The sequence below is a fragment of the Streptomyces solincola genome (assembly GCF_002982015.1).
In the GTDB taxonomy this organism is placed as follows: domain Bacteria; phylum Actinomycetota; class Actinomycetes; order Streptomycetales; family Streptomycetaceae; genus Streptomyces; species Streptomyces solincola.
The window spans coordinates 1-22290 of the sequence record NZ_PVLV01000115.1 but is presented as its reverse complement, the minus strand read 5'-3'; the positions used below and the strand labels follow the sequence as shown (position 1 = coordinate 22290).

25 protein-coding genes are annotated in these 22290 nt (G+C 74.8%); 13 read left to right on the top strand and 12 right to left on the bottom strand.

Features of this window, described 5'->3' with window-relative positions:
• Positions 1-312 precede the first annotated feature (312 nt).
• The 3 genes from C6N75_RS09325 to C6N75_RS09315 all read left to right on the top strand — a co-directional run bounded on the left by C6N75_RS09325 (position 313) and on the right by C6N75_RS09315 (position 5118).
• Positions 313-1230: a S1 family peptidase gene (locus tag C6N75_RS09325; protein WP_105868391.1), complete on the top strand. Its 918-nt coding sequence runs from the start codon at positions 313-315 to the stop codon at positions 1228-1230.
• A gap of 473 nt (positions 1231-1703) precedes the next feature.
• Positions 1704-4571: a PQQ-dependent sugar dehydrogenase gene (locus C6N75_RS09320; RefSeq protein ID WP_181160412.1), complete on the top strand. Its 2868-nt coding sequence runs from the start codon at positions 1704-1706 to the stop codon at positions 4569-4571.
• Positions 4572-4737: 166 nt separating this feature from the next.
• The gene (locus C6N75_RS09315; RefSeq protein ID WP_256106354.1) at positions 4738-5118 is read left to right on the top strand and encodes a hypothetical protein; all 381 of its coding nucleotides are present in this window, start codon (positions 4738-4740) and stop codon (positions 5116-5118) included.
• 75 nt (positions 5119-5193) lie between these two features.
• Here the strand turns inward: C6N75_RS09315 and C6N75_RS09310 are convergent, their stop codons facing one another.
• The gene (locus tag C6N75_RS09310; RefSeq protein WP_105868395.1) at positions 5194-5382 is read right to left on the bottom strand and encodes a hypothetical protein; all 189 of its coding nucleotides are present in this window, start codon (positions 5380-5382) and stop codon (positions 5194-5196) included.
• Positions 5383-5623: 241 nt separating this feature from the next.
• On the opposite strand from C6N75_RS09310, the gene C6N75_RS09305 reads away from it, so the two are divergent.
• Positions 5624-5920 (top strand): hypothetical protein, encoded by a 297-nt coding sequence (locus C6N75_RS09305; protein WP_146132512.1) that lies wholly within the window; start codon positions 5624-5626, stop codon positions 5918-5920.
• Between the two features lie 113 nt (positions 5921-6033).
• Positions 6034-6294: a hypothetical protein gene (locus tag C6N75_RS09300; RefSeq protein ID WP_146132511.1), complete on the top strand. Its 261-nt coding sequence runs from the start codon at positions 6034-6036 to the stop codon at positions 6292-6294.
• A gap of 12 nt (positions 6295-6306) precedes the next feature.
• Here the strand turns inward: C6N75_RS09300 and C6N75_RS09295 are convergent, their stop codons facing one another.
• The 3 genes from C6N75_RS09295 to C6N75_RS09285 form a co-directional block, all read right to left on the bottom strand.
• On the bottom strand, positions 6307-7494 hold the full coding sequence (locus tag C6N75_RS09295; RefSeq protein WP_105868387.1) for a MalY/PatB family protein: 1188 nt from the start codon (positions 7492-7494) through the stop codon (positions 6307-6309).
• Positions 7495-7532: 38 nt separating this feature from the next.
• Positions 7533-9077 (bottom strand): MFS transporter, encoded by a 1545-nt coding sequence (locus C6N75_RS09290; RefSeq protein WP_105868386.1) that lies wholly within the window; start codon positions 9075-9077, stop codon positions 7533-7535.
• A gap of 189 nt (positions 9078-9266) precedes the next feature.
• The gene (locus tag C6N75_RS09285) at positions 9267-9641 is read right to left on the bottom strand and encodes a hypothetical protein (protein ID WP_105868385.1); all 375 of its coding nucleotides are present in this window, start codon (positions 9639-9641) and stop codon (positions 9267-9269) included.
• A gap of 132 nt (positions 9642-9773) precedes the next feature.
• Between C6N75_RS09285 and C6N75_RS09280 the strand changes: the two genes are divergently transcribed.
• Positions 9774-10658: a LysR family transcriptional regulator gene (locus C6N75_RS09280; RefSeq protein WP_105868384.1), complete on the top strand. Its 885-nt coding sequence runs from the start codon at positions 9774-9776 to the stop codon at positions 10656-10658.
• Positions 10659-10773: 115 nt separating this feature from the next.
• The gene (locus C6N75_RS09275; protein ID WP_105868383.1) at positions 10774-11634 is read left to right on the top strand and encodes an aldo/keto reductase; all 861 of its coding nucleotides are present in this window, start codon (positions 10774-10776) and stop codon (positions 11632-11634) included.
• A 21-nt stretch (positions 11635-11655) separates the two neighbouring features.
• Here C6N75_RS09275 and C6N75_RS09270 read toward each other — a convergent pair whose 3' ends face one another.
• The 3 genes from C6N75_RS09270 to C6N75_RS09260 form a co-directional block, all read right to left on the bottom strand.
• Positions 11656-12846 carry a DUF3048 domain-containing protein gene (locus C6N75_RS09270; protein ID WP_105868382.1) on the bottom strand — a complete coding sequence of 397 codons (1191 nt, stop codon included), beginning with the start codon at positions 12844-12846 and terminating at the stop codon, positions 11656-11658.
• A 109-nt stretch (positions 12847-12955) separates the two neighbouring features.
• Positions 12956-13444 carry a hypothetical protein gene (locus tag C6N75_RS09265; protein ID WP_105868381.1) on the bottom strand — a complete coding sequence of 163 codons (489 nt, stop codon included), beginning with the start codon at positions 13442-13444 and terminating at the stop codon, positions 12956-12958.
• Between the two features lie 77 nt (positions 13445-13521).
• Positions 13522-13842: a hypothetical protein gene (locus tag C6N75_RS09260; protein WP_105868380.1), complete on the bottom strand. Its 321-nt coding sequence runs from the start codon at positions 13840-13842 to the stop codon at positions 13522-13524.
• A 173-nt stretch (positions 13843-14015) separates the two neighbouring features.
• On the opposite strand from C6N75_RS09260, the gene C6N75_RS09255 reads away from it, so the two are divergent.
• Positions 14016-14408 carry a rodlin gene (locus C6N75_RS09255; protein ID WP_105868379.1) on the top strand — a complete coding sequence of 131 codons (393 nt, stop codon included), beginning with the start codon at positions 14016-14018 and terminating at the stop codon, positions 14406-14408.
• A 43-nt stretch (positions 14409-14451) separates the two neighbouring features.
• Here the strand turns inward: C6N75_RS09255 and C6N75_RS09250 are convergent, their stop codons facing one another.
• Positions 14452-14940 carry an ATP-binding protein gene (locus tag C6N75_RS09250; protein ID WP_105868378.1) on the bottom strand — a complete coding sequence of 163 codons (489 nt, stop codon included), beginning with the start codon at positions 14938-14940 and terminating at the stop codon, positions 14452-14454.
• A 170-nt stretch (positions 14941-15110) separates the two neighbouring features.
• Between C6N75_RS09250 and C6N75_RS09245 the strand changes: the two genes are divergently transcribed.
• Positions 15111-15395 (top strand): DUF397 domain-containing protein, encoded by a 285-nt coding sequence (locus tag C6N75_RS09245; protein WP_105868377.1) that lies wholly within the window; start codon positions 15111-15113, stop codon positions 15393-15395.
• Between the two features lie 173 nt (positions 15396-15568).
• Complete coding sequence (locus C6N75_RS09240) at positions 15569-16471, top strand: helix-turn-helix domain-containing protein (RefSeq protein WP_181160411.1); 903 nt, start codon at positions 15569-15571, stop codon at positions 16469-16471.
• 72 nt (positions 16472-16543) lie between these two features.
• Here C6N75_RS09240 and C6N75_RS09235 read toward each other — a convergent pair whose 3' ends face one another.
• The 3 genes from C6N75_RS09235 to C6N75_RS09225 form a co-directional block, all read right to left on the bottom strand.
• The gene (locus C6N75_RS09235) at positions 16544-17356 is read right to left on the bottom strand and encodes an SAM-dependent methyltransferase (protein WP_105868376.1); all 813 of its coding nucleotides are present in this window, start codon (positions 17354-17356) and stop codon (positions 16544-16546) included.
• Positions 17357-17541: 185 nt separating this feature from the next.
• Positions 17542-18054, bottom strand: a complete 513-nt coding sequence (locus tag C6N75_RS09230) for a metallophosphoesterase family protein (RefSeq protein ID WP_105868375.1) — start codon at positions 18052-18054, stop codon at positions 17542-17544.
• Positions 18055-18068: 14 nt separating this feature from the next.
• Positions 18069-18287, bottom strand: coding sequence for an acyl-CoA carboxylase epsilon subunit (locus C6N75_RS09225; protein ID WP_181160410.1), 219 nt, complete (start codon positions 18285-18287; stop codon positions 18069-18071).
• Between the two features lie 354 nt (positions 18288-18641).
• Here C6N75_RS09225 and C6N75_RS09220 point away from each other — a divergent pair, with 354 nt between their 5' ends.
• From C6N75_RS09220 to C6N75_RS09210, 3 genes are read left to right on the top strand one after another with little or no spacing between them, the layout of a single operon-like run.
• Entirely contained in the window at positions 18642-19757 is a 1116-nt protein-coding gene (locus C6N75_RS09220) for a type III polyketide synthase (protein WP_105868373.1), read from the top strand.
• A gap of 43 nt (positions 19758-19800) precedes the next feature.
• Positions 19801-21033 (top strand): cytochrome P450, encoded by a 1233-nt coding sequence (locus C6N75_RS09215; RefSeq protein ID WP_105868393.1) that lies wholly within the window; start codon positions 19801-19803, stop codon positions 21031-21033.
• Positions 21030-21599, top strand: coding sequence for a cupin domain-containing protein (locus C6N75_RS09210; protein WP_256106369.1), 570 nt, complete (start codon positions 21030-21032; stop codon positions 21597-21599). Before C6N75_RS09215 ends, C6N75_RS09210 begins: the two co-directional genes overlap by 4 nt.
• 92 nt (positions 21600-21691) lie before the next feature.
• On the opposite strand, the gene C6N75_RS09205 is transcribed toward C6N75_RS09210, so the two are convergent.
• A partial coding sequence (locus C6N75_RS09205; RefSeq protein ID WP_146132510.1) for an MFS transporter occupies positions 21692-22290 on the bottom strand: 599 nt, incomplete at its 5' end.

Below are 22290 nucleotides of genomic sequence, written 5' to 3'. Positions count from 1 at the left end.
ACGCCGGCCCGGGGCGCCGCGGGGGCCGGGTCGGGGCCGCCGGCAGCCCGCCGCCGGTCGCCTCTCCGTGCGATGCCGGGCGCGGGCGGTGCCGGCCGGCGCGCGGATGCCGTGGCGGCGGCGGCCGACCGCCGGACGGGACGCGCGTAGAGCGGCCGAAAGGCGTCCTTGCCCCGTCCGCGGACGGCCTCCAGGATTCCTAGCGCGCCGGTTGACAGGCACATGGCGATCACGACCCGTCGTGCGTCGCGTTCCGGTGCTCCGCACGGCCCGCCCACCCAGCGGGCCATGGTCTCCCCCACGGAGGACGCAGTGAACTTCACGCGCTTCACCCCCCTCGGCGGCACCTCGAGAGGCACCCGGCTGACCGCCGTGGCCGCCGCCCTCGTGGCCGCGTCCGCGTTCGCGGCGCCCACCGCCGGCGCCCAGCCGGCCGCGGACGTCCGGATGTCCGGCGCGCAGCTCGCCCAGGCGAGCGAGGCCGTCCTGGCCGCCGACATCGCCGGCACCGCCTGGTACACCGACGCCAAGAGCGGCAAGCTGGTCGTCACCGCCGACTCCACCGTCTCGGCCGCGGAGCTGGCCACCATCAAGCAGGCCGCGGGCGACCGGGCCGGCGCCGTGCAGATCAAGCGCACCCCCGGAAAGTTCAACAAGCTGATCGCCGGCGGCGAGGCCATCTACTCCAGCTCCAGCCGCTGTTCGCTGGGGTTCAACGTCCGCAGCGGCAGCACCTACTACGCCCTGACGGCCGGCCACTGCACCAACAGCGCCACCACCTGGTACACCAACTCCGGCCGCACCACGGTGCTCGGCAGCCGGACCGGCACCAGCTTCCCGACCAACGACTACGGCATCATCCGGCACGCCAACCCGTCCGCCGCGGACGGCCGGGTGTACCTGTACAACGGCAGCTACCAGGACATCACCTCGGCCGGCAACGCCTCCGTCGGGCAGTCGGTCCGGCGCAGCGGCAGCACCACCGGAGTGCGTAGCGGCACGGTCACCGGCCTCAACGCCACGGTCAACTACGGCAGCGGTCAGGTCGTCTACGGCATGATCCAGACCAACGTCTGCGCCGAGCCGGGCGACAGCGGCGGCCCGCTCTTCGCGGGCAGCACCGCGCTCGGCCTGACCTCGGGCGGCAGCGGCAACTGCAGCTCCGGCGGCACCACGTTCTTCCAGCCGGTCACCGAGGCGCTGAGCGCCTACGGGGTCAACGTCTTCTGACCGGCTGAGAGCTGAACGGCTCGGCGGCACGCCTGGGCGTACGGGCGCGGGGGCGGCCCCGCCCGGCGTCCGGGCGCCCGCCCGAGCAGCACACCACCGACCGGCGGTCCGCCTCGCGCGGGCCGCCGGTCCGGCGTTCCCCGGGCCCCGGCAAGCGGCTCCTCCCGGGCTGTTCCCGGACCCCGGCGAGCGGCTCCTCCCGGGCCGTCCCCGGGCCCCGGCAGGCGGCTCGCCCCGGGTCTGCCGTCCGCTGGGCGGACGCCTTTGTCCTGGTGCTGGAAGAAGTAGGGAAAGGCGCTGCGAAAGGGGTTACGCGGCCGGACCAAGCCCGCTAACTTCCTTGCAACACACCGGACATGAGCCGTGACCGGTGTGCCACGGCGCGACGGCGCGCGCCTGCGCTCCCCTTTCCGGCGGTCCCGGTGGTGCCCGGGGCCGCGCGACGTTCCCCCACCGCTTCCGGGAGACCTCACGTGCGCATACGACCGTACCGGCCCCGACGGGCCCAAGCCCTGCTCGCCACCGCTGCCCTGGCCACCGGGCTGCTGGCCGCCGTCCCCTCCCCCGCCACCGCGTCCGCTCCGGCGCACACCACCGCCCGGCCGGCCGCCGCGGCAGCCGAGGAGTTCCAGCAGGTCACCCTCGCCAAGGGCGTCGCGGAGACCGGCGAGCCGATGACCATGGCGGTGCTCCCCGACCGCTCGGTGCTGCACACCTCACGCGACGGCACCCTGCGGCTGACCGACGCGGCCGGCGCCACCAAGGTGTCCGGCAAGCTCGACGTCTACAGCCACGACGAGGAGGGATTGCAGGGCGTCGGGGTGGACCCGGGCTTCACCGCCAACCGGCAGGTGTTCCTCTACTACGCGCCCAGGCTCACCACCCCGGCCGGGGACGCCCCCGGGGACGGCACGGCGGCCGACTTCGCGCCCTTCGACGGGGTCAACCGGCTCTCCCGGTTCACCCTGAAGACCGACGGCACGCTCGACCTGGCCACCGAGAGGAAGATCCTCGACGTGCCGGCCTCGCGCGGCATCTGCTGCCACGTCGGCGGCGACATCGACTTCGACGCCCAGGGAAACCTCTACCTCTCCACCGGCGACGACTCCAACCCGTTCGCCTCCGACGGCTACACCCCCATCGACGAACGGCCCTCCCGCAATCCGGCCTACGACGCCCAGCGCTCCTCCGGCAACACCAACGACCTGCGCGGCAAGGTGCTGCGGATCAAGGTCAACGCCGACGGGACCTACGGCATCCCGGCGGGCAACCTCTTCGCGCCCGGCACCGCCCGGACCCGCCCCGAGATCTACGCCATGGGCTTCCGCAACCCGTTCCGTCTGAGCGTCGACAAGGCGACGGGCACCGTCCACCTCGGTGACTACGGGCCGGACGCGGGCGCCGCGAGCGCTACCCGCGGCCCGGCCGGGCAGGTGGAGTTCAACCGGATCACCAAGGCGGGCAATTTCGGCTGGCCCTACTGCACCGGCCGGGGCGACGCCTATGTGGACTGGAACTTCGCCAACGGCACGGCCGGGGCGACGTTCGACTGCAACGCCCCGAAGAACACCTCGCCGCGCAACACCGGGCTGACCGACCTGCCCCCGGCGCAGCCGGCCTGGATCCCCTACGACGGCGGCTCGGTGCCGGAGTTCGGCGGCGGCTCGGAGTCCCCGATGGCCGGCCCGGTCTACCGCTACGACCCGGGCAACCCGTCCGCGGTGAAGTTCCCGCAGTCCTACGACGGCGACTTCTTCGCCGGCGAGTTCGGCCGCCGCTGGATCAAGCGGATCGCGCAGGGCGCGGACGGGACGGTGCAGTCCATCAACGCCTTCCCGTGGACCGGCACCCAGGTGATGGACATGGCGTTCGGCCCGGACGGCGCGCTGTACGTGCTGGACTACGGCACCGGCTACTTCAACGGCGACGCCAACTCGGCGCTCTACCGCATCGAGCACCTGGTCGACGGCCGCTCCCCCATCGCCCAGGCCAAGGCCGACCGCACCTCCGGCAAGGCGCCGCTGACCGTGGCCTTCTCCTCGGCCGGCAGCAGCGACCCGGACGGCGGGGCGCTGCGCTACGCCTGGAAGTTCGGCGACGGGGCCACCTCGACGGCGGCCGCCCCCTCGCACACCTACACCGCCAACGGCCAGTACACCGCCGAGCTGACGGTCACCGACCCGACGAACAAGACGGCCACCGCCTCGGTGCGGATCACCGTGGGCAACACCGCGCCGACCGTCACCCTGCAACTGCCCGCCGAGGGGCGGATCATCGATCCCGGCGCTGCGGTGCCGTTCCGGGTGACGGTGAGCGACCCGGAGGACGGGGCGATCGACTGCTCGAAGGTGAAGGTGACCTTCATCCTGGGCCATGACAGCCACGGGCACCCGCAGACCTCGGCCACCGGCTGCTCGGGCACCGTGCAGACCATCGCGGACGGCGAGCACGACCCGAACGCCAACATCTTCGGCGTCTGGGACGCGGAGTACACCGACAAGGGCGCGAACGGGCAGCCCGCGCTGACCACCCACGACCAGAACGTCTCCCAGCCCACCCACCGCCAGGGCGAGCACTACGGGGCCGCCTCCGGCATCACCGTGTACGACAAGGCGACGGCGCACGGCGGCAAGACGGTCGGCGACATCTCCCACGGCGACTGGATCTCCTTCACCCCGTACGCGCTGGACGACGCGAGCCGGTTCACCGCCCGGGTCTCCTCCGGCGGCGCCGGCGGCACCCTGGAGGTGCGGGCCGGCTCGGTCACCGGCGCCCTGCTGGGCTCGGCCGCCGTGCCGGTGACCGGCGGCTGGGAGAACTTCCAGGAGGTGAGCACGGCGCTGACCAACCGGCCGGCCGGCACCACCACCCTGTACCTGGTCTTCAAGGGCGGCGCGGGTGCGCTGTTCGACGTGGACGACTTCCACTTCACCCTCGGCGGCGGCCCGAACCCCGTCCCGCGCACCGGCCCGGTCAAGGGCGTCAACGGGATGTGCCTGGACGTGGCCGGCGGCGCCACCGCCGACGGCACCCAGGCCCAGATCTGGACCTGCGCGGGGGTGCCCGCGCAGAGCTGGACCGTCGGGGCCGACGGGACCCTGCGGGCGCTCTCCAAGTGCCTGGACGTCTCCGGCGGAGGCAACGCCAACGGCACCAAGGTCCAGCTCTGGACCTGCAACGGCACCGCCGCCCAGGTCTGGCAACCCCAGCCGGACAACACCCTGCGCAACCCCCAGTCCGGCAAGTGCCTGGACGCCGAGGGCGGCACCTGGGACAACGGCACACGAGCCCACCTGTGGGCCTGCCACACCGGACCCAACCAGAAGTGGACCCTGCCCTGACCGGGTGACGCCCGCGGTCCGGCCGGCTGAACGGCGGCGCCCCCCCCCCGCGGGCGCGCCGCTCCGCGCTCCGCCGGCCCGCCCCGTGCTGCGGAGGGGCCGGACTCGCGGGAAACTTTTCCGGCGGGGCAAGCATCGCCGGGCGAAGGCTGGTGAGACGTACGGTATGGGAGTCGACTTCGAACGCAACGAGGACACCCGCCGCGACGCCGGCGCGCTCATCGGCACCCGGCCGCGGGTGCAGGTCGAGGGCGCGTACCGGCGGCTGGAGCACGAGGCGGCCACACCGGGGCTGCGGACCGCGTTCTCGCTCGGCGCCCTGGACGCCTACGGGTGGGCGCTGGGCCAGGCGGTCCGCGCACCGGTGACCGGCGCGGCCGTGGCCGGGCTGGAGGGGGTGCCCTCCAGCTACATGCTGACCGCGGAACTGGACGCGGCGGTGGTGCAGTTGGGCGATCCCACCGAGGAGGCCGAGCGCGCGGCCCACGCCCGCGGGGTGCATGACGCGCTCGCCTGGGTCTGCGGGCTGGTGGACGACCGCCCCTGAGGGCCCCGGAGCGCGCGCTCGCGCCCCGCGATCCGGCCCCCGCTGCCGAGGTCCTCGGGGCTCACGCCGCCGGGCTCATATCCCCGGGCCGGTGAAGCCGCCGCCGGGGAAACCCGGTGTTCGACTGCCCGGCCCGAACTCCATGGCCCGTGTCAGCCGGCGCAGCGTCTCCTCGGCGGTGCGCCGCACGTCGCCGGGCACATCGCCGCGCTCCGCGATCAGGCGGTCGTAGATCGGCGCGTCGCCTCGCATGGCGGAGTCCATGTCCATCACCCTTCCGGGGCTCGGTTGATCACACCTTGATCACAAACTGATCGCACAGTCGGTTCGCGTGATCACCCTGAGATCGCACGGTGATCGCGCTCATGCGGCCGCTCACCACCGGTCCCGGCAGCGGTGGACGAGTGTACGGGGCCGCGGGACGGGCGTCTCGGGCAGGCCGAAAACAGCACGTGGGACGGCGGTACGGGGGCCGGGCGCCGCCCGGAGAGGGCAGACTGACCAGGTGCAGGGAACGGACATTGGACACGGCGGGCGCCCAGGGGGCGAGGACGACGACCAGCGGTCCCGGCCGGGCGTGGTGCTGGCGGTGGCCGTGGCGGTCCCGGTGGTGGGCACGGCGGGGTTGTGGGCCGGGCCGATGGGGCAGCTGATGGCGGCGGCCGGCGGGCCGCTGATGCTGGCGGTGCTGTGCCTGCTGCTGTTCGGCGCGTTCGCGCTCTGCGCCCTCACCGCGCTGTGGGCCGTCGACCGCGTCATGGGGGCCCTGCGCCGGCCGCGCCGCCGCCACCCGGAGCGCTGACGCCCGTGTCGGGGAGCGGGGCGGAGTCGTTGCACTTCGCGCCGGGGCGGCTCGCGCCCCTCCGGCGGCAACCCGCGTCGACCGGGCCGCGAGGGCCCGACAAGGAGTGAGAGATGACTGCGCGTTCCCGTCTGCGGATGGCCGCGGTGTGCGCCGGCGCCCTCGGAGCCGGTCTGGCGGCCTCGCCGGCCCTGGCCGCCGGCGACGGCGCACCGCCCACCACCGTGGGCGCCCCGGTGGCCACCGACCTGAACAGCACCGGACTGCTGGGCGGGCAGAACCAGCAGCAGCAGCGGCCGGGGCAGGCCTCGCCGCTGCCGGTGGGCGGAGCCCTGCTGGGCGGGCTGCCCGCGCTGCCGGTGGCGGCCGGCTGAAGCAGCCTCGGCTCACAGCGCGGTGGCCATCCGGCGTACCGCCTCGGTGAGCACCTCCGGCGAGGTGGCCAGGTTGAGCCGGGCGTACCCGGCGCCCCCGGAGCCGAACTCAGGCCCGGGGGTCAGCGCCACCCGGCCGCGCTCCAGGAAGACCGCGGCCGGGTCGTCGCCCAGACCCAGGCCCCGGCAGTCCAGCCAGGCCAGATAGGTGCCCTCGGCCGGGGTGTGGCGCACGGCCGGCAGGTGCTCGGCGAGCAGGCGGGCCAGCAGCAGCCGATTGCGGTCGAGCCCGTCGCGTACCGCGTCAAGCCACGGCCCGCCGTCCCGGAACGCGGCGGTGTGCGCCAGCACCCCGAGGTGGCTGACGCCGTGCCCCACCTCGGCCGGCACCGCGGCCAGGTCGGCCGCCGCGTCCGGGCCGGCGACGGCCACCGCGGCCTTGACGCCCGCCAGGTTCCACGCCTTGGACGCCGACATCAGGCTGAAGCCGGCCCCGGCGCCGGGCACCGAGAGGTACGGGGTGAAGCGCACGCCCCGAGCGGTGAGCGGGGCGTGGATCTCGTCGGCGATCACCCGCACGCCGTGCCGGTCGGCGAGCGCCGCGACGGCGGCCAGCTCCTCGGCGGTGTGCACCGTCCCGGTCGGGTTCTGCGGGCTGCACAGCAGGTACGCGGCCCGGCGGCCGCCGGCCGTCGCACCGCGGAAGGCGTCGGCCAGCCTTTCGCGGTCGAGCCGCAGGTCCGCGCCGAGCGGCGCCTCGGCCACCCGGCGGTCCAGGTGCCGGGCGAACTCCCGGAACGGCTGGTACACCGGGGCGTCGACGACCACGGTGTCACCGGGCCGGGTGACCTGCTTCAGTATCTCGACCGCGCCCAGCATCACGTCGGGCACCGGCTTCGTGCGCGCCACGTCGATGTCGTGGCCCCAGCGGTCCCGGGCGAAGGCGGCCAGCGCCTCGGCGTAGCCGGTCCCGTACGCGTAGCCGGTGTCGCCGGTCTCGGCGGCCCGGATCAGCGCCGCCGCCACCGGCTCGGCCGGCAGGACGTCCATCTCCGCCACCCACAGCGGCAGCACGTCCGGCGGGTGGCGCCGCCACTTGACGCTGGTACGGCGGCGCAACCGGTCGAGGGTGAGCCGGCTCAGCGGGTCGGGACCATCGGGCGACCCGGGCGCGCCGGCTGCGGATATCGCGTCCTCCATGCCGGTCGAGTCTAGGCGTCCGCCCGTCCGGGAGGGGGTCACAGACCGGCCGGGCCGGCGCCGCCCTTGAGGCGTTCGATGTCCGAGGGGCGGACCTGGATGACCAGCAGGGCGATCACCGCGGCGACGGCGGCCAGGATGGCGGCCACGATGAACGCGGCGGACACTCCGGCGGTCAGGATGCGGTCGGCGTAGGGCCCCGGCAGGGCGCCGCTGAGCTGGAAGCGGATCCGCTCGGCGGGGGTGGCCTGGGCGAGGAACGCCTGGATCTGGCGGGCGGCCTCGTTGCCGGAGGCGGTGCCGAAGACGGTCACCAGGATGGAGAGCCCGAGCGAGCCGCCGACCTGCTGGGTGGCGTTGAGCAGGCCCGATGCGGCGCCGGACTCCCGGACCGCCACGTTGGACAGGGCCATCAGGGTCAGCGACACGAACTGCATGCCCATGCCGAGGCCGAAGACCAGCATCGGCCCCAGGATGCTGCCCAGATAGGTGGAGTGGACGTCGGCGAGGGTCAGCCAGCCGAGGCCGGCGCCCGCCAGCAGTGCCCCGGTCACCATGAAGGGTTTGGGCCCGTAGCGGGGCAGCAGCCGGGAGGCCAGGCCCGCGCCGACCGCGATGACGGCGCTGACCGGCAGGAACGCCAGTCCGGCGGCGAGCGGGGTGAAGTCCAGGACGTCCTGGACGAACAGCGTGAGGAAGAAGAACATGCCGAACATGGCGGCGGCCAGGCTGAGCATCATGCCGTAGGTGCCCGCCCGGTTGCGGTCGGCGAACATGTGCAGCGGGGTGATGGGCTGACTGGAGCGCCGTTCGATCAGCACGAACGCGGTCAGCACGAGCACGGCGACCACGAAGGACAGCACGGTCAGCAGGTCGCCCCAGCCGGCCTGCGAGGCGCGGATGAAGCCGTACACCAGCAGCACCATGCCGACGGTGGCGGTGAGCGCGCCGGCGACGTCGAAGTTGCCGGGGTGGCGTTCGGACTCGCGGATGTAGCGCGGGGTCAGGAAGACCACGAGCAGGCCGATGGGCACGTTGACGAAGAGCACCCAGCGCCAGTCCAGCCACTCCACGAGCATGCCGCCGGCGAGCAGTCCGATGGCGCCGCCGCCGGCCGACACCGCGGCGAACACCCCGAAGGCCCGGTTGCGTTCGGGGCCCTCCGGGAAGGTGGTGCTGACCAGGGCGAGCGCCGTGGGCGAGGCGATGGCGCCGCCGACGCCCTGGAAGGCGCGGGCCGCCAGGAGTTGGGCGGAGTCCTGGGCCAGTCCGCCGAGCAGCGAGGCGAGCACGAACAGCAGCACGCCGGCCATGAACACCCGCCGCCGGCCCAGGATGTCGCCGGCCCGGCCGCCGAGGAGCAGCAGCCCGCCGAAGGTCAGGGTGTAGGCGCTGACCACCCAGGAGAGGTTGGTGGTGGAGAAGTCCAGCGAGCGCTGGATGTGCGGCAGCGCGATGTTCACGATGGTGATGTCGAGGACCACCATCAACTGGCAGGCGGCGATGACGAGCAGCGCGATGCCGCTGCCGTGCTGTCGCGGCCCTGCGGCCTGCGGGGCGGACGTCGGCGCGGGTTGGGTCATGGCAGAGGTCCCGGAGCCTGGAGGACGGGGAGGGGACCCGTCGCGGCAGCGCGGCGGGGGGGCCTCCGCGGCGCCGTGGCGCCGGTGGCTCAAGGGGCGGAGGCCACCCTCCGACGTTACGTCCGGCCCGGGACCGGGACCACTCGGACGGACCAGTGCCGCCCGGCCCGGACCGGCGCTCCTCCGCGGTCAGAGCAGGTGCACGGTGCTGTGCGGGACGAAGGCGTGGCGGGCCCGGTGCTGGCGGCCGAGCTGCTCGGTGGTGAGGGTGGAGCGGCCCATGGCGCGGTCGCGGGCGGTGCGGGTCTGGTAGTCCACGCACCGGGTGCAGGACCCGGCGTAGGCGGGCAGCTCGGCCCGGTGCTCGGCGGCGATGTGCCGGGCGAGCCGGACCTGCGCGGAGCCGGCGCCCTCCGCCGGCTCGGCGGCCCCGGGCGGCGGCGGGGGCTCGGCGGCGAGGGACTTCATCGTGGAGTACAGCTCGACGCAGCCCTCGCAACCCCACATCCACGCGGGCGGTATGGGCCAGTCGTCGCCGTCCGCGGGAAACGTCTCGTCGTCCATGCCCCGCACCGTAGCGCCGCGCGCCGACCCGCGGGGAGGGTTCGGCACTCTGCCCGCGGCGAACGGCCGAAACCGCGTCCGCGGCGGTGGCCGGAGGCGGGGCGCAATGGCGTGTTCCCTAGACTTCGGGGCGTGGAGCTGCGGCATCTGGAACATTTCACGGCGGTCGCCGAGGAGGGCAACGTGACCCGGGCCGCCGCCAGGCTGCACCTGGCGCAGTCCGGTCTGTCGGCTTCGCTGCGGGCGCTGGAGCGGGACCTGGGCGCGGAGCTGTTCACGCGGTCCGCGCGCGGCATGGAGCTGACCGAGGCGGGGCGGGCGCTGCTGGTGGAGGCGCGGCGCACGCTGGCCGGCGCGGCCGCGGCCCGGGAGGCGGTCGCCGCGGTCCGGGGCGCGGTCGCCGGGGCGCTGCGGGTGGGCGCCGAGCAGTGCATGGGCGCGGCCGACCCGTTCGGACTGCTGGTCGCCTTCGGGGCGCGCCATCCGGCGGTACGGGTGGAGGTGGCGCAGGCCGGGTCGGTGGTGCTGCTGGACAGGCTGCGGCAGGGCGGGCTGGACGTGGCGTTCGTCGCCGGCCCGGTGGACGCGCCCGGGGTGACGCTGCGGCGCCTCGCGCGCGAGCGACTGGTGCTGCTGTGCTCCCCGGACCACGGGCTGGCGGACGGCGAGGGGCCGCTGTCGCCGGCGGAGCTGGCGGGCGAGCCGTTCGTGGACCTGCGCCCGCAGTGGGGGGCGCGCCGGGCGGCCGACGCGGTGTTCGCGCGGGCCGGGGTGGAGCGGTCGGTCGGCATGGAGTTGGACGATGTCCACAAGCTGCTGGAGGTGGTGGGCGGCGGGCACGCGGTGGCGCTGGCGCCGGTCTCGGTGGCGCGGAAGGACCACGCGCGCGGGCTGGTGGTCCGGGAGCTGGACCGGGACAGCGGCTGGGAGGTGGCGGTGGCCCGCCCGGACGGCGTCCGGCCCTCCGCGGCGCTGCGGGCGCTGCTCGACCTGCTGGACGCGGACGGCTCGCGCTAGCGCGCAGGGGCGTGCGATCGCCTCGGCCGATGGGCGCCATCACGGATGGGTGTTGGACAGCGCCGGGCCGGGCGGTGAGGCTGGAGCGGTGACCGAGACAACCGCACCCTCCGCCATGCCCACCCGTCCGATCGGCAAGGAGCGCGTCGGCGCCGTCGGCCTCGGCGCCATGCCCCTCTCCGTACGGGGCCGGCCCGACGAGCGGCAGGCGATCGCCACCGTGCACGCCGCGCTCGACGCGGGCGTCACCCTGATCGACACCGCCGACGCCTACCACCTGGACGCCTCCGACCCCGGGCACAACGAGCTGCTCATCGCCCGTGCGCTGCGCGAGTACGGCGGGGACGCCTCAGGGGTGCTGGTGGCCACCAAGGGCGGCCACACCCGCCCGGACGGCGCCTGGGCGCTGGACGGCTCGGCCGGCTACCTGCGGGGGGCCGTGGAGGAGTCGCTGCGGCGGCTGGGCGTGGAGGCCCTCGGGCTGTACCAGCACCACCGCCCGGACCCGGAGGTGCCCTACGAGGAGACCCTGGGCGCGCTGAAGGAGCTGCACGACGCGGGGAAGATCCGCGCGGCGGGGATCTCCAACGCCGACCCGGCGCAGATCCGGCAGGCCCGGGACGTCCTGGGCGAGGCGCTGGTGGCGGTGCAGAACCAGTTCTCGCCCGCCTTCCGCTCCAGCCTGCCGGAGCTGGAGCTGTGCGAGGAGCTGGGGCTGGCGTTCCTGCCGTGGAGCCCGCTGGGCGGGATCGGCGGGGCGGCGGAGCTGGGCTCGGAGCACCGGGCGTTCCACGAGGTGGCCGAGGAGGTGGGGGCGAGCCCGCAGCGGGTCTGCCTGGCGTGGATGCTGGCGCTGTCGCCGTGCGTGATCCCGATCCCCGGGGCGCGCCGGGCCGCGAGCGTGCGGGACTCGGCGCAGGCGCCCTCGCTCAGGCTGAGCGAGCAGCAGCTCGCCAGGCTGGACGCGGCGGCCTGACGCGGCCGCGTCCCGGAGGGCTCACTTCGGCGCGAGGACGATCCACACCGGGCCGGGCGCGAAGGCCAGCGGCCGCCCGTCCGGGGTGGTGAAGGAGGTTCCGGCGCCGGCCCCGGGGCGGTTCCACCGCGCCTGGTGGCCGCGCCCGTCCCGTAGCACCAGCGCGGTGCCGGAGCCGGTGGTCTCGGTGTACGGGGAGACGCTCCCCCAGCGGTCCGCGAACCGCGAGGGGCGGATGTCGGTGTACTGCACGACGACGGTCGCCGCGGTGAGCGGGCCGCCGTCGGTGGTACGGGCCGGGGCGCCGTCCATGGCGATGAGCCAGCGCCGCTCGCCGGGCGACCAGGTGAAGGTGAACCGGGCGGCCGGGAAGCGGACGGTGTGCGCGGTGACCGGCTCGCCGCCGGGCGGCGCGGCGCCGAACCGCAAGCCGATGTCCCGTGCCGTTCCCGCGTCCGGGGCGGCGTCCAATGCGGTCCGGGGCCGCAGGTAGAGGTTGTGCGGGGCCGGTCGGTCGTCGCCGCGCTGGTACGCCTCGGGGGCGGACTCCGGCGGCAGCGGGTGGAGCGGGGCGGCCTCGATCAGCGGGATGAGCGCGGACTGGGCGCCCGAGTAGGCGAGGGCGGGCCGGCCGAACTGGCGCAGCAGCTCCAGGTCGGCCTCGCGGGCGCTGCGGACGGGGCCCACGCGGGGCGGGAGCCGGGAGGAGAACACCGCGAGGAGCCGGCTCTGCCCGGCCTCGACCTGCTCGGCGTAGACCAGGTCGGCCGCGCCGAGGCCGGTGTGCGGGCGGGCCGGCCGGACGTTGTCGATCTTCACGGCGAGCACCGGGGCGGCCGCGCGCTGAGGCAGCCCGGTGAAGGGGGACACGGCCTGCGCGGGCCCGGTCGGCGCGGTGCGGTCGGGCGCGGACGCCGGACATCCGGTGAGGCTCACGGCCAGCGCGGCGCACAGCGCCGCCCCGAGCGCCCCGGAGCGCCACCGGCCTCTCCGGACGCGGCGGCCGGCGCGGTGCGAGGTCCCGAGGCCGCCGGCACGCCCGGGTCCGTCGCCGCTGGTGGCCTCGTGCACGGGGGCGCGGCCGGCGCCGAGGCGGCCGCGCCGCCCGGCCCCGTACCCGCCGCGCTGTCCGCTCCCTGGCCCGTTGCCGGGCGCGGTCCCGTCCTCGCCGCCGTGCCCGGTCGCGTGTCCGCCGCCGTGTCCGGATTCCATCGGCCCGCACCTCCGCCCGCGTCCCCGCGGGATGGCCCGCCTCCGGCGGGATCCCTCCAGTGGAGCACGGATGACCGCCCCGCGCCGGTGGTACGGCGGGAGTCCGGCTTCAGGAGAACGCCGCGGCGCCCCAGACCGCGTAGCAGGCGACCCCGGCGACGCAGAGCAGGACCAGCGCGGAGGCGAAGCCGGTGTGGCGGGTGCGGCGGCCGGCGGGGCGGCGCGGCCGGTTGCGGCGCTCGCGCCGTGCGCCCCGTACGCCTGTGCGGCGCGGTGCGCCCTGCGGCGCCCCGGTCCGGTGATCCGGGCCGGCCGCGGTGTCGGCGAGCAGCCTGCGGCAGGCCGCGGCCAGTTCGGCGCCGGACGCGGCGCTCGGCATGACCGCCTCGCAGCGCGCCGGCGCGGTGGTCCCGCCGTCCAGGATCCGACCGGCGCGGAGCAGGATCTCGTCCCGGCCGCCGGCGGGCGCCAGGCTGATCCAGCGCTGGACCTGCTCGCCGCGTATCACCACACCGCCGGAGCGTTCTCGGTAGACGGTGTGCTCCCGCCACAGCAGTCTCGCCACATCCTGCGCCGTCTCGCGCAGTTGTGCGCTCATGGCCCGCTCCCCCTCGCCGGTGCGCCGATGATCGGCAACGCACTCTAGACGACCGGCGGCGGGCGGGCGGCGGCAGGTCAGACGTCGTGGCCCTGGGCGGCCAGCCAGCGGTGGACGGCGGCCTTGTCGCCGACGTCGATCCGTGCGGGCCCCTCCCGCCAGGGCCCCTCGTCCTCGTTGAAGGCGGTGTCGGTGACCCGGGCGGTGGCCCAGTCGGCCAGCACCCGGGCCGACTCGGCGCTCAGCGCGCCGTCCCGCCACTCGCGGCGGGCCGCGTCGGCGGCCGCCCGGTCGTGGCGGGCGGCCTCGTCGAGCCAGAGCGGCACGAGCCGTTCGACGGTCCGCCGGTCCTCCTGCGGGTCCGGGGCGGGGGTACCGGTGTCCTGTGATGCGTCCATGCCTCATGAGTGACCCCCGCGCCGGGTCCCCATGCGGCGAGGCCGCCTCGGGACTGCGGCAAACGGGTGAAGTCCGCGGCGGCCGGCCGCCGGGCCGTGACGCGATCGGTACACGGCGGTTACGCAAGCGAACCCGACGAAGGCTCCGGGTCTGACGACGATAAGGAAGCAGCATGATCAAGAAGGTTCTGGCCACCGCCGGTGTCGCCGCCGCCGCCCTGGCCGCCGGCGCTCCGATGGCCTCGGCCGTGGGTGACGGCGAGATCAGCACCCAGAACGGCAACTTCTCGCGGCAGATCTACGGCAACACCGCCACCGGCGGGTACATGAGCCCGCAGATCGGCCTCGTGCAGGGCTCGCTGAACAAGCTCTGCCTCGGCGTGCCGGCCCAGGCCGACGTGCAGAACGTGCTGGCGCTGGTCAACGTGGGTGTGCAGGACCTGGTCAACGACACCCAGAACCAGACCTGCACCGAGAACTCCACCGCGGTCAAGGGCGACAGCGCGCTGTCGCACCTGCTGGAGAACGTCATCTCCGAGAACCTCGCCGCGTCCGTCGAGGACTGAGCGACCGCGGTTCCGGCCGGCCGGTCCCGTTTTCCAGGGCGTCTCAGGGGGCCGCCTCGCCGGAGCCGGGCAGCGAGAGGGTGGCCCAGACGGTCTTGCCCCGCACCGGCGACACGTCCCAGGACCACTCGTCGCTCACCGCGCCGACCAGGGCAAGGCCCCGGCCGCCGGTGTCCAGGCATCCGGTGGCGCGCGGGCGCGGGGGCTCCGGACTGGGGTCGGCGACGGCGCAGACCACCGCGCCGGGATAGCGGAAGAGCCCCAGCCAGACCGGGTATCCGGTCGGCGGCCCCGCCGAGGGCCCGAGCCCGTGCCGTACCGCGTTGGCGACCAGCTCGGTCACGATCAGCTCCATGTCCCCGCTGACCGCGGGCAACGCCCAGTCCCGCAGCGTCGCCTCGGTGAACCTGCGGGCCCGGCCGGCGCTGCGGGGGCTGCCCTCCAGGGCGCAGGCGGCGAAGGAGCCGAGGCCGGTGTCGTCCGGCAGGATCTCGCGGGCTCCCGCCGGTAACGCCGTCGTGTGAACCGTCATCTGGCATGTCCCCCTGAGGGCTTGGGAGTTGACTGCTGCGGCAACCGACCGGGACCGAGTATCGTCGGGTGCACCGGCAGAACGCAATTGCATCCGGGATTGCGTTCCGGCCGTCGTTTCCCCCTCGCGAGCCGCGGGGACGGGCGGCGGCACAGACTTCTGGAGGAACCATGGTCGAGCGCGTTGCCAACGGGACACCGGGCGAGGAGACGGCGGACGGCGTGGCGCCGGCCAACGGCATACCGGCCGGACGACTGACCTCGGCACGCTGGATCAAGAGCAGCCACAGCAACCCGGTCGGCAACTGCGTGGAGCTGTCGCCGCTGGCGGACGGCAGTGTGGCCGTGCGCAACTCCCGGGATCCTCAGGGCCCGGCGCTGGTGTACACCCGGGCCGAGATCGCCGCCTTTCTGGCCGGCGCGCGGGACGGCGACTTCGACTCGGTGCTCGGCTGAGGGTCCGCGGGGGGCCGTGCCCGCCGGGGTGCGGGCGCGGCCTCCCGCGGCCGGCGCGCCGACGTCCCGCGCACACGGCCGGATCGCGCCGCCCGGCGGCGGCCGCGTCTGGCCTCACCGCTGCGGGGTGGGTACCGTCATAGGTCCTTCCCCGTGAGCAGGAGCGCCCTCCGATGACGACGCCGCAGCCTCATCGACCGCTGTTCGTAAGGCCGTTGGGTGCGGTCGAGCACAACCCGACGGCCCTGAAGCTGATCCTCGGCGGCAAGCTGCGCGAGCTGCGGGCCGCCGCCGGGCTCGACCCGGCCGACGTCGACGCCCGGCTCGGCTTCTCGCGTTCCAAGACCAGCCGGATGGAGCTGGGCCGCCACGGCTGCAAGGCGGCCGACGCGCAGGCGCTGCTGCGGCTGTACGGGGTGGAGGACGAGGGGGCCGTCGCCGAGTTCCTGCGGCTGGCGGCGCGCTCCCGGCAGCCGGACTGGTGGAACGCCTTCCACGACGTGCTGCCGGACTTCTTCGCGCCGCTGGTGGCCCTGGAGGGCGCGGCGGCGATCATCCGGGCGTACGAGCCGTTCTACGTGCCCGGGCTGCTGCAGATCCCGGCGTACGCCCGCGCGGTCATCGAGTCCGGGCCGGCCAGGCTGCTGCCGCACGAGGTGCGGCGGCGGATGGACCTGCGCCAGGAGCGGCAGCGCCAGCTCGACCAGGCGGACGGGCCCCGGCTGTGGGCGGTGCTCGACGAGTCGGTGCTGCTGCGCCGGGTGGGCGGGCCGCAGGTGATGCGGGAGCAGCTCGAACACCTGGCGGCCATGATGGAGCGCTCGCATGTGACGGTGCAGGTCGCGCCGTTGGACGTGACCGCGTCGGTGGGTGTGGGCACCGGGGTCACCTATCTGCGGTTCGCGCTGGCCGATCTGAAGGACGCCGTGTACATCGAGCACCTGACGGACAGCACGTTCAGCCAGAAGCCGCAGGCGGTCGAGCAGTACCGGGACATGATGGACCGGCTGAGCGCGTGCGCGCTGACGCCGCGGGAGTCGCTGGAGCTGGTGCGCGCGCACATCGGCCGGGGCTGACCGCCCGCCGGGCCGGGCGGAGGCCGGGGCCCGGTCGCGGGCCGGACGCGCCGGCCCGGCCCGCTTGGGATGTCAGCCGATCCGGGCGACGCCGCCCCACTCGACCCACTCGTCGGTGAGCTGGGTGGGGGCCAGGTCGTTGTCCGGCCGCCAGGTGGAGACCTCGACCAGGCCCGGATCCAGCAGTTCCATGCCGTCCAGGAAGCCGGCCACCTCGCGGCTCTCGCGGACCCGGCCCCAGTGGCCGCCGGTGGCCTTGGCCATGAAGTCGGTGACGAAGGCGCGGATGTCCTCGCGCTCGCTGACCAGTTGGCACACCACCAGGAAGCTGCCGGGGGCCAGTCTCCGCGCCACGTCCCGTATCAGCCCGGCCGGGTCGTCCTCGTCGGGGATGCAGTGCAGGACCGAGACGAACAGGGCCGCCACCGGCCGGTCGAAGTCGATCAGCCGGCGGGTCTCCGGGTGGCCGAAGATGCCGTCGGTGTCCCGCATGTCGGCCTGGATGACGGTGGTGCGGTCGTTCTCCTCCAGCATGGCCCTGCCGTGTGCGAGCACGATGGGGTCGTTGTCCACGTAGACGACGGCGGACTGGGGGTCGACCGACTGGGCGACCTGGTGGACGTTGTCCTGGGTGGGCAGGCCCGAGCCGTGGTCGACGAACTGCCGGATGCCGTACTCGCCGGCCAGCACCCGCACCACGCGGCGCAGGAAGTGCCGGTTGTTGACGGCGAGCGTCATGGTGCTGGGGACCTGCTCCAGCAGGTGGGCGCAGGCGACGCGGTCGGACTCGTAGTTGTCGCTGCCTCCCAGGAAGTAGTCGTACATACGGGCCACGCTGGGCACCGTGGTGTCGATGGCCTCTGGGCTCCACAACTCGCGTGCCATCCTCGTCCTCATCCGCTTCGAGTGCCGGTGCGGCGGCCGGCCGGTCAGGGGCGGTCGCCGGGAGAGGCTCATGCTAGGGAGAACGGGGCGCGCCGGTACAGGAGTTGGACGCTTCCCGCACACCGGTGCATGCTTTTCGGCCAAACCGCGGGCGCTTCGCGCCGGAGTGCGCCGCCCGGGAGCGGTCAGCGGCGCGCGGGGCGCGGCGGGAGCCGGTGCAGGGTGACCTCGCCGAGGCGTCCGCCGGTGAGTTCGGCAGTCATGTAGGTGCAGTGCGGCTGGCGGCGGCGGTCGGTGGGGGAACCGGGGTTGAGCAGCCTGAGGCCGCCGGGGGCGGTGGTGTCCCAGGGAATGTGGCTGTGGCCGAAGACCAGGACGTCGAGGTCGGGGAAGCGCTCGGCGCAGCGGCGTTCGCGGCCCTTGGCGTCGCCGGTCTCGTGGATCACGCCCAGGCGCAGCCCGTCCAGTTCGACGCGGGCGGTCTCGGGCAGGCGGGCGCGCAGTTCGGGGCCGTCGTTGTTGCCGTGCACGGCGATCAGCTCGCGGGCGCGGCCGGCCAGCAGTTCCAGGGTGGCCAGATCGGTCCAGTCGCCGGCGTGCACCACCGCGTCGGCCTCGTCGACGGCCGCGAGCAGCGGCGCGGGCAGCTCCCGCGCGCGCCGCGGTAGATGGGTGTCGGAGGTGAGCAGCAGGCGCAACGGTCGGCGTCCCCTCAGGGGTGGCGGTCGTGGGGGCGGCGCCCGGGGAGGTGGGACCGCCAGGAGCCGGAGGGCGCGTGGGCGCGCCAGCCCCGGTCCCAGTGTGCCCGCTCGCGGGGGCGGTGCGCGGCGCCGGGGGCGTCCCGGGCGGCGAGCGCGGTGAGGACGGCGGCGAGGGCGGCGACTTCGGTCGGGCTGGGGGCGCCGCGGAGGATGCGCAGATGGTGGGCCATTGGTCCATGCTCGGACGCCCGGCGGCGGGCGGTCATCCTCTGGTGTGCCGTCCGGGTGACGGTGGCGGGCCGACGCGCCCGGGTCCGGGGGTGCGGCGGGTGCGGCCGACAGGGCGCGGGTGGCCGCCTCCGTACGGGTGAGATGGGGGCCGGGGCGGCGTGGCGCTGTTGTTGCGCGGCGCGGCGAGCCGCTAATGGGGCGGCCGCCGGTGCGGGTGCCGGGTTCCGTCGGGAGTGCGGCGGGGCGGACGGCGCTCACCCCCGCGGCGCAACCGCGGCCGGTTTTCTTCGGCGCGCGCCCCGGTGGGCCCGCTGGCGATCCTGGAGGGACAAAGCGACGAAAGGGCTTGACTCATGGCCACGTTGTGCAGACCGGCGGTGTCCGTCCCCGAGCACGTGATCACCATGCAGGAGACTCTCGACCTGGCGCGCACCATCCACGCGGACCACCCGCAGCTCCCGCTCGCCCTGCGGCTCATGGAGAACACCGGGGTCCGGAAGCGCCACCTGCTGCGGCCGATCGAGGAGACGCTGCGGCACGACGGCTTCGAGGTCCGCAACCGGATATACGAGGCCGAGGCCAAGGCACGGGTGCCCGCGGTGATCGACCGGGCGCTGGAGGACGCGGAGCTGCGCGCCCAGGACATCGACGTCATCGTCTACGTGTCCTGCACGGGCTTCATGATGCCCTCGCTCACCGCCTGGCTCATCAACACCATGGACTTCCGGTCCGACACCCGGCAGATCCCGATCGCCCAGCTCGGCTGCGCGGCCGGCGGCGCGGCGATCAACCGGGCGCACGACTTCTGCACCGCCTACCCGGAGGCGAACGCGCTGATCGTGGCCTGCGAGTTCTGCTCGCTGTGCTACCAGCCGACCGACCTGGGGGTCGGCAACCTGCTGTCGAACGGTCTGTTCGGCGACGGCATCGCGGCGGCGGTGATGCGCGGCCGGGGCGGCACCGGCGTGGCGCTGGAGCGCAACGGCTCCTACCTGGTCCCCGAGACGGTGGACTGGATCGCCTACGACGTCCGCTCCACCGGCTTCCACTTCAAGCTGGACAAGCGGGTCCCGGGCACCATGGAGCCGCTGGCGCCGGCGCTGATGCAACTGGCCGGGCAGCACGAGTGGGACGCCACCGACCTGGACTTCTACATCATCCACGCCGGCGGTCCGCGCATCCTGGACGACCTCAGCAAGTACCTGAAGGTGCCCGCGGAGGCCTTCCGCTTCAGCCGGGCAACGCTGACCGAGTACGGCAACATCGCCAGCGCGGTGGTGCTGGACGCGCTGCGCCGGCTGTTCGACGAGGGCGGCGTCGAGGACACCGCCCGCGGGCTGCTGGCCGGTTTCGGCCCCGGCATCACCGCCGAGATGTCGCTCGGCCGGTGGACGGTGGACGACCGCGTACCGGACACCGCGTCCGCGCTCGTGTCCGACCTGGTGGAGGAAACCAGCCGTGTGGGATGAGACGACGACGACCGCGACGGCCGACGCCCCGGCGCGGCCCGCGGTGGAGGTCTGCCCGGTCACCGGGCGCGGGCTTCCTCCGGTGCGGCACTGGCCCGCGCTGGACCTGCACGGGACGGACTTCGACCCGGTGCTGGCCGAGCTGATGCGGCAGGGGCCGCTCACCCGGATCAAGCTGCCCAACGGCGACGGCTGGGCATGGCTGGTGACCCGCTACGACGACGTGCGGGCGGTGACCAACGACCCGCGCTTCAGCCGCAAGCTGGTGGCCGACCACGACGTGACCCGGCTCGCGCCGCACTTCATCCCGGTGGACGGGGCGGTCGGCTTCGAGGACCCGCCGGACCACACCCGGCTGCGCCGCTCGGTGGCGCCGGCGTTCACCACCCGGGGGGTGGAGCGGCTGCGCGCGAAGGCGCGGGCGATGCTGGACGAGCTGGTGGACGGCATCCTGGCCGACGGCCCGCCGGCCGACCTCACCGAGCGGCTGCTCGCCCCGTTCCCGCTGGCGGTGGTGTGCGAGCTGATGGGCGTGCCCGCCTCCGACCGGCCGAAGATGCACGAGTGGACCAATCTGATCCTCTCCTCCGCGCAGGGCGTGGAGCGCAGCCAGCGGGCCAAGGAGGACATGTGCGCCTACTTCGCCGACCTGCTGGCGCAGCCGCGCGACGACGGCGGTGACGCCGACGGCGTGGAGAGCGTGCTGGGGCTGCTGGGCGGGGCGATCGCCGACGGGGAGATCACCGCGTCGGAGGCGGTGGGCCTGGCGCTGCTGATCCAGATCGGCGGCGAGGCGGTCACCAACAACGCCGGCAACATGCTCTACATCCTGCTGACCCGGCCGGAGCTGCTGGAGAGGCTGAGGGAGGACCCGGCGGCCCGGCCGCGGGCGGTGGACGAGCTGCTGCGCTACATCCCGCACCGCAGCGCGGTGGGGCTGTCCCGGATCGCGCTGGAGGACGTGGAGGTGGCGGGCACGGTCATCGCGAAGGGCGAGGCGGTGTACGTCTCCTATCTGGCGGCCAACCGGGACCCGGAGGTGTTCGCCGACCCGGAGGACGTGGTGCTGGACCGCTCCCCGAACCCGCATGTGTCCTTCGGCTACGGGCCGCACTACTGCGTGGGCGCGATGCTGGCCAGGCTGGAGTCGGAGCTGCTGGTGGACGCCTTCTGCGACCGGTTCCCGGGGCTGAGGCTGGCGGTGCCGGCCGCGGAGGTGCCGTTCCGGCGGGGCGCGCTGATCCGCGGTCCGCAGGCCCTGCCGGTGACCTGGTGACCTCGCACCAGGGGGCGCCGGCGGCGCTGCTGGCCGAGGCCCCCGACGGGCTGCTGGTGCCGCGGGGGCAGGGCCGCACGCTGCGGGCGCCGGCGCACGAGGTCACCTTCAAGGTGACCGGCGAGCACTCGCGGGCGGCGTCCAGCTTCGAGGTGGTGGTGCCGCCCGGCTTCGACGTGGGCGCGCATGTGCACACCCGCAGCGAGGAGCTGTTCTACGTGCTGGAGGGCGAGCTGGACGTGCTCGCCTTCGAACCCCGGGTGCGCACCCGGGACGACTGGCGGAACTGGGAGTCGTCCTCGGGCCGGCGCACCGTGCGGGCCACGCCGGGCACGGTGATCGTGGTGCCGCCGGGCTGCCCGCACGCGTTCGCCAACCGCTCGGGCGAGCCGGCCCGCATGTTCTTCCAGGCGTCCCCGCCGCCGGACCACGAGCGGTACTTCGAGGAGCTGCTGGAGATCCTGGACGCCGGCGGGGAGCCCGACCACGCGGCGATCGCCGCGCTGCGGGCCCGCTACGACATCGAGCAGCTCACCCCGCTGCGGCACGACGCCGACCGGGGGTAGCCCCCCGGCAGGGCCCCGCCGTCCGGCACGACGCCGGACGGCGGGGCCCTTTCGGCGTGCCCGGCCGGTGCGGTGGCCGGCCGGTGCGGGACTCAGCGGTCCAGCTCCTGGTGCGCGGTCTCCGGCAGCCGCAGGTAGACCAGCGAGGAGAGCAGGCAGACGCCGGAGACGTACCAGGCGAACATCCCGGGCCGGTCCAGCTCGCGGAAGAGGGTGCCGACGTACGGGGCGGTGCCGCCGAACAGGGCGACGGTGAGCGAGTAGGGGAAGCCGATGCCGGCCGCCCGCACCCCGGCCGGGAACAGCTCGGCGTTGACGGCCGCCGAGATCGAGGTGAAGCCGGTGAGCAGCACCATGCCCGCGCAGGCCACCAGCAGCAGCGAGGTGAACGAGCCGACGAGGCCGAGCAGCGCCGGCGCGAGCAGCGTGAAGCCCAGGCCGAAGAGGAGCAGGGACGGCTTGCGGCCGTAGCGGTCGGACAGCAGCCCGCCCAGCGGTTGCAGCAGCGCGAAGAAGGCGAGCGCCAGGGTCGAGGCGAGCAGGGTGTCGCCCTTGTCGACGCCGCCGAGCTCGGCGTAGGTGGGCAGGTAGGAGGTCCAGGTGTAGTAGGCGAGGGTGCCGCCGGCCGTGATGCCGCAGATCAGCAGCGAGGCGCGGGGGTGGTGGCGCAGCGCGTCGAACAGGCGGGGGC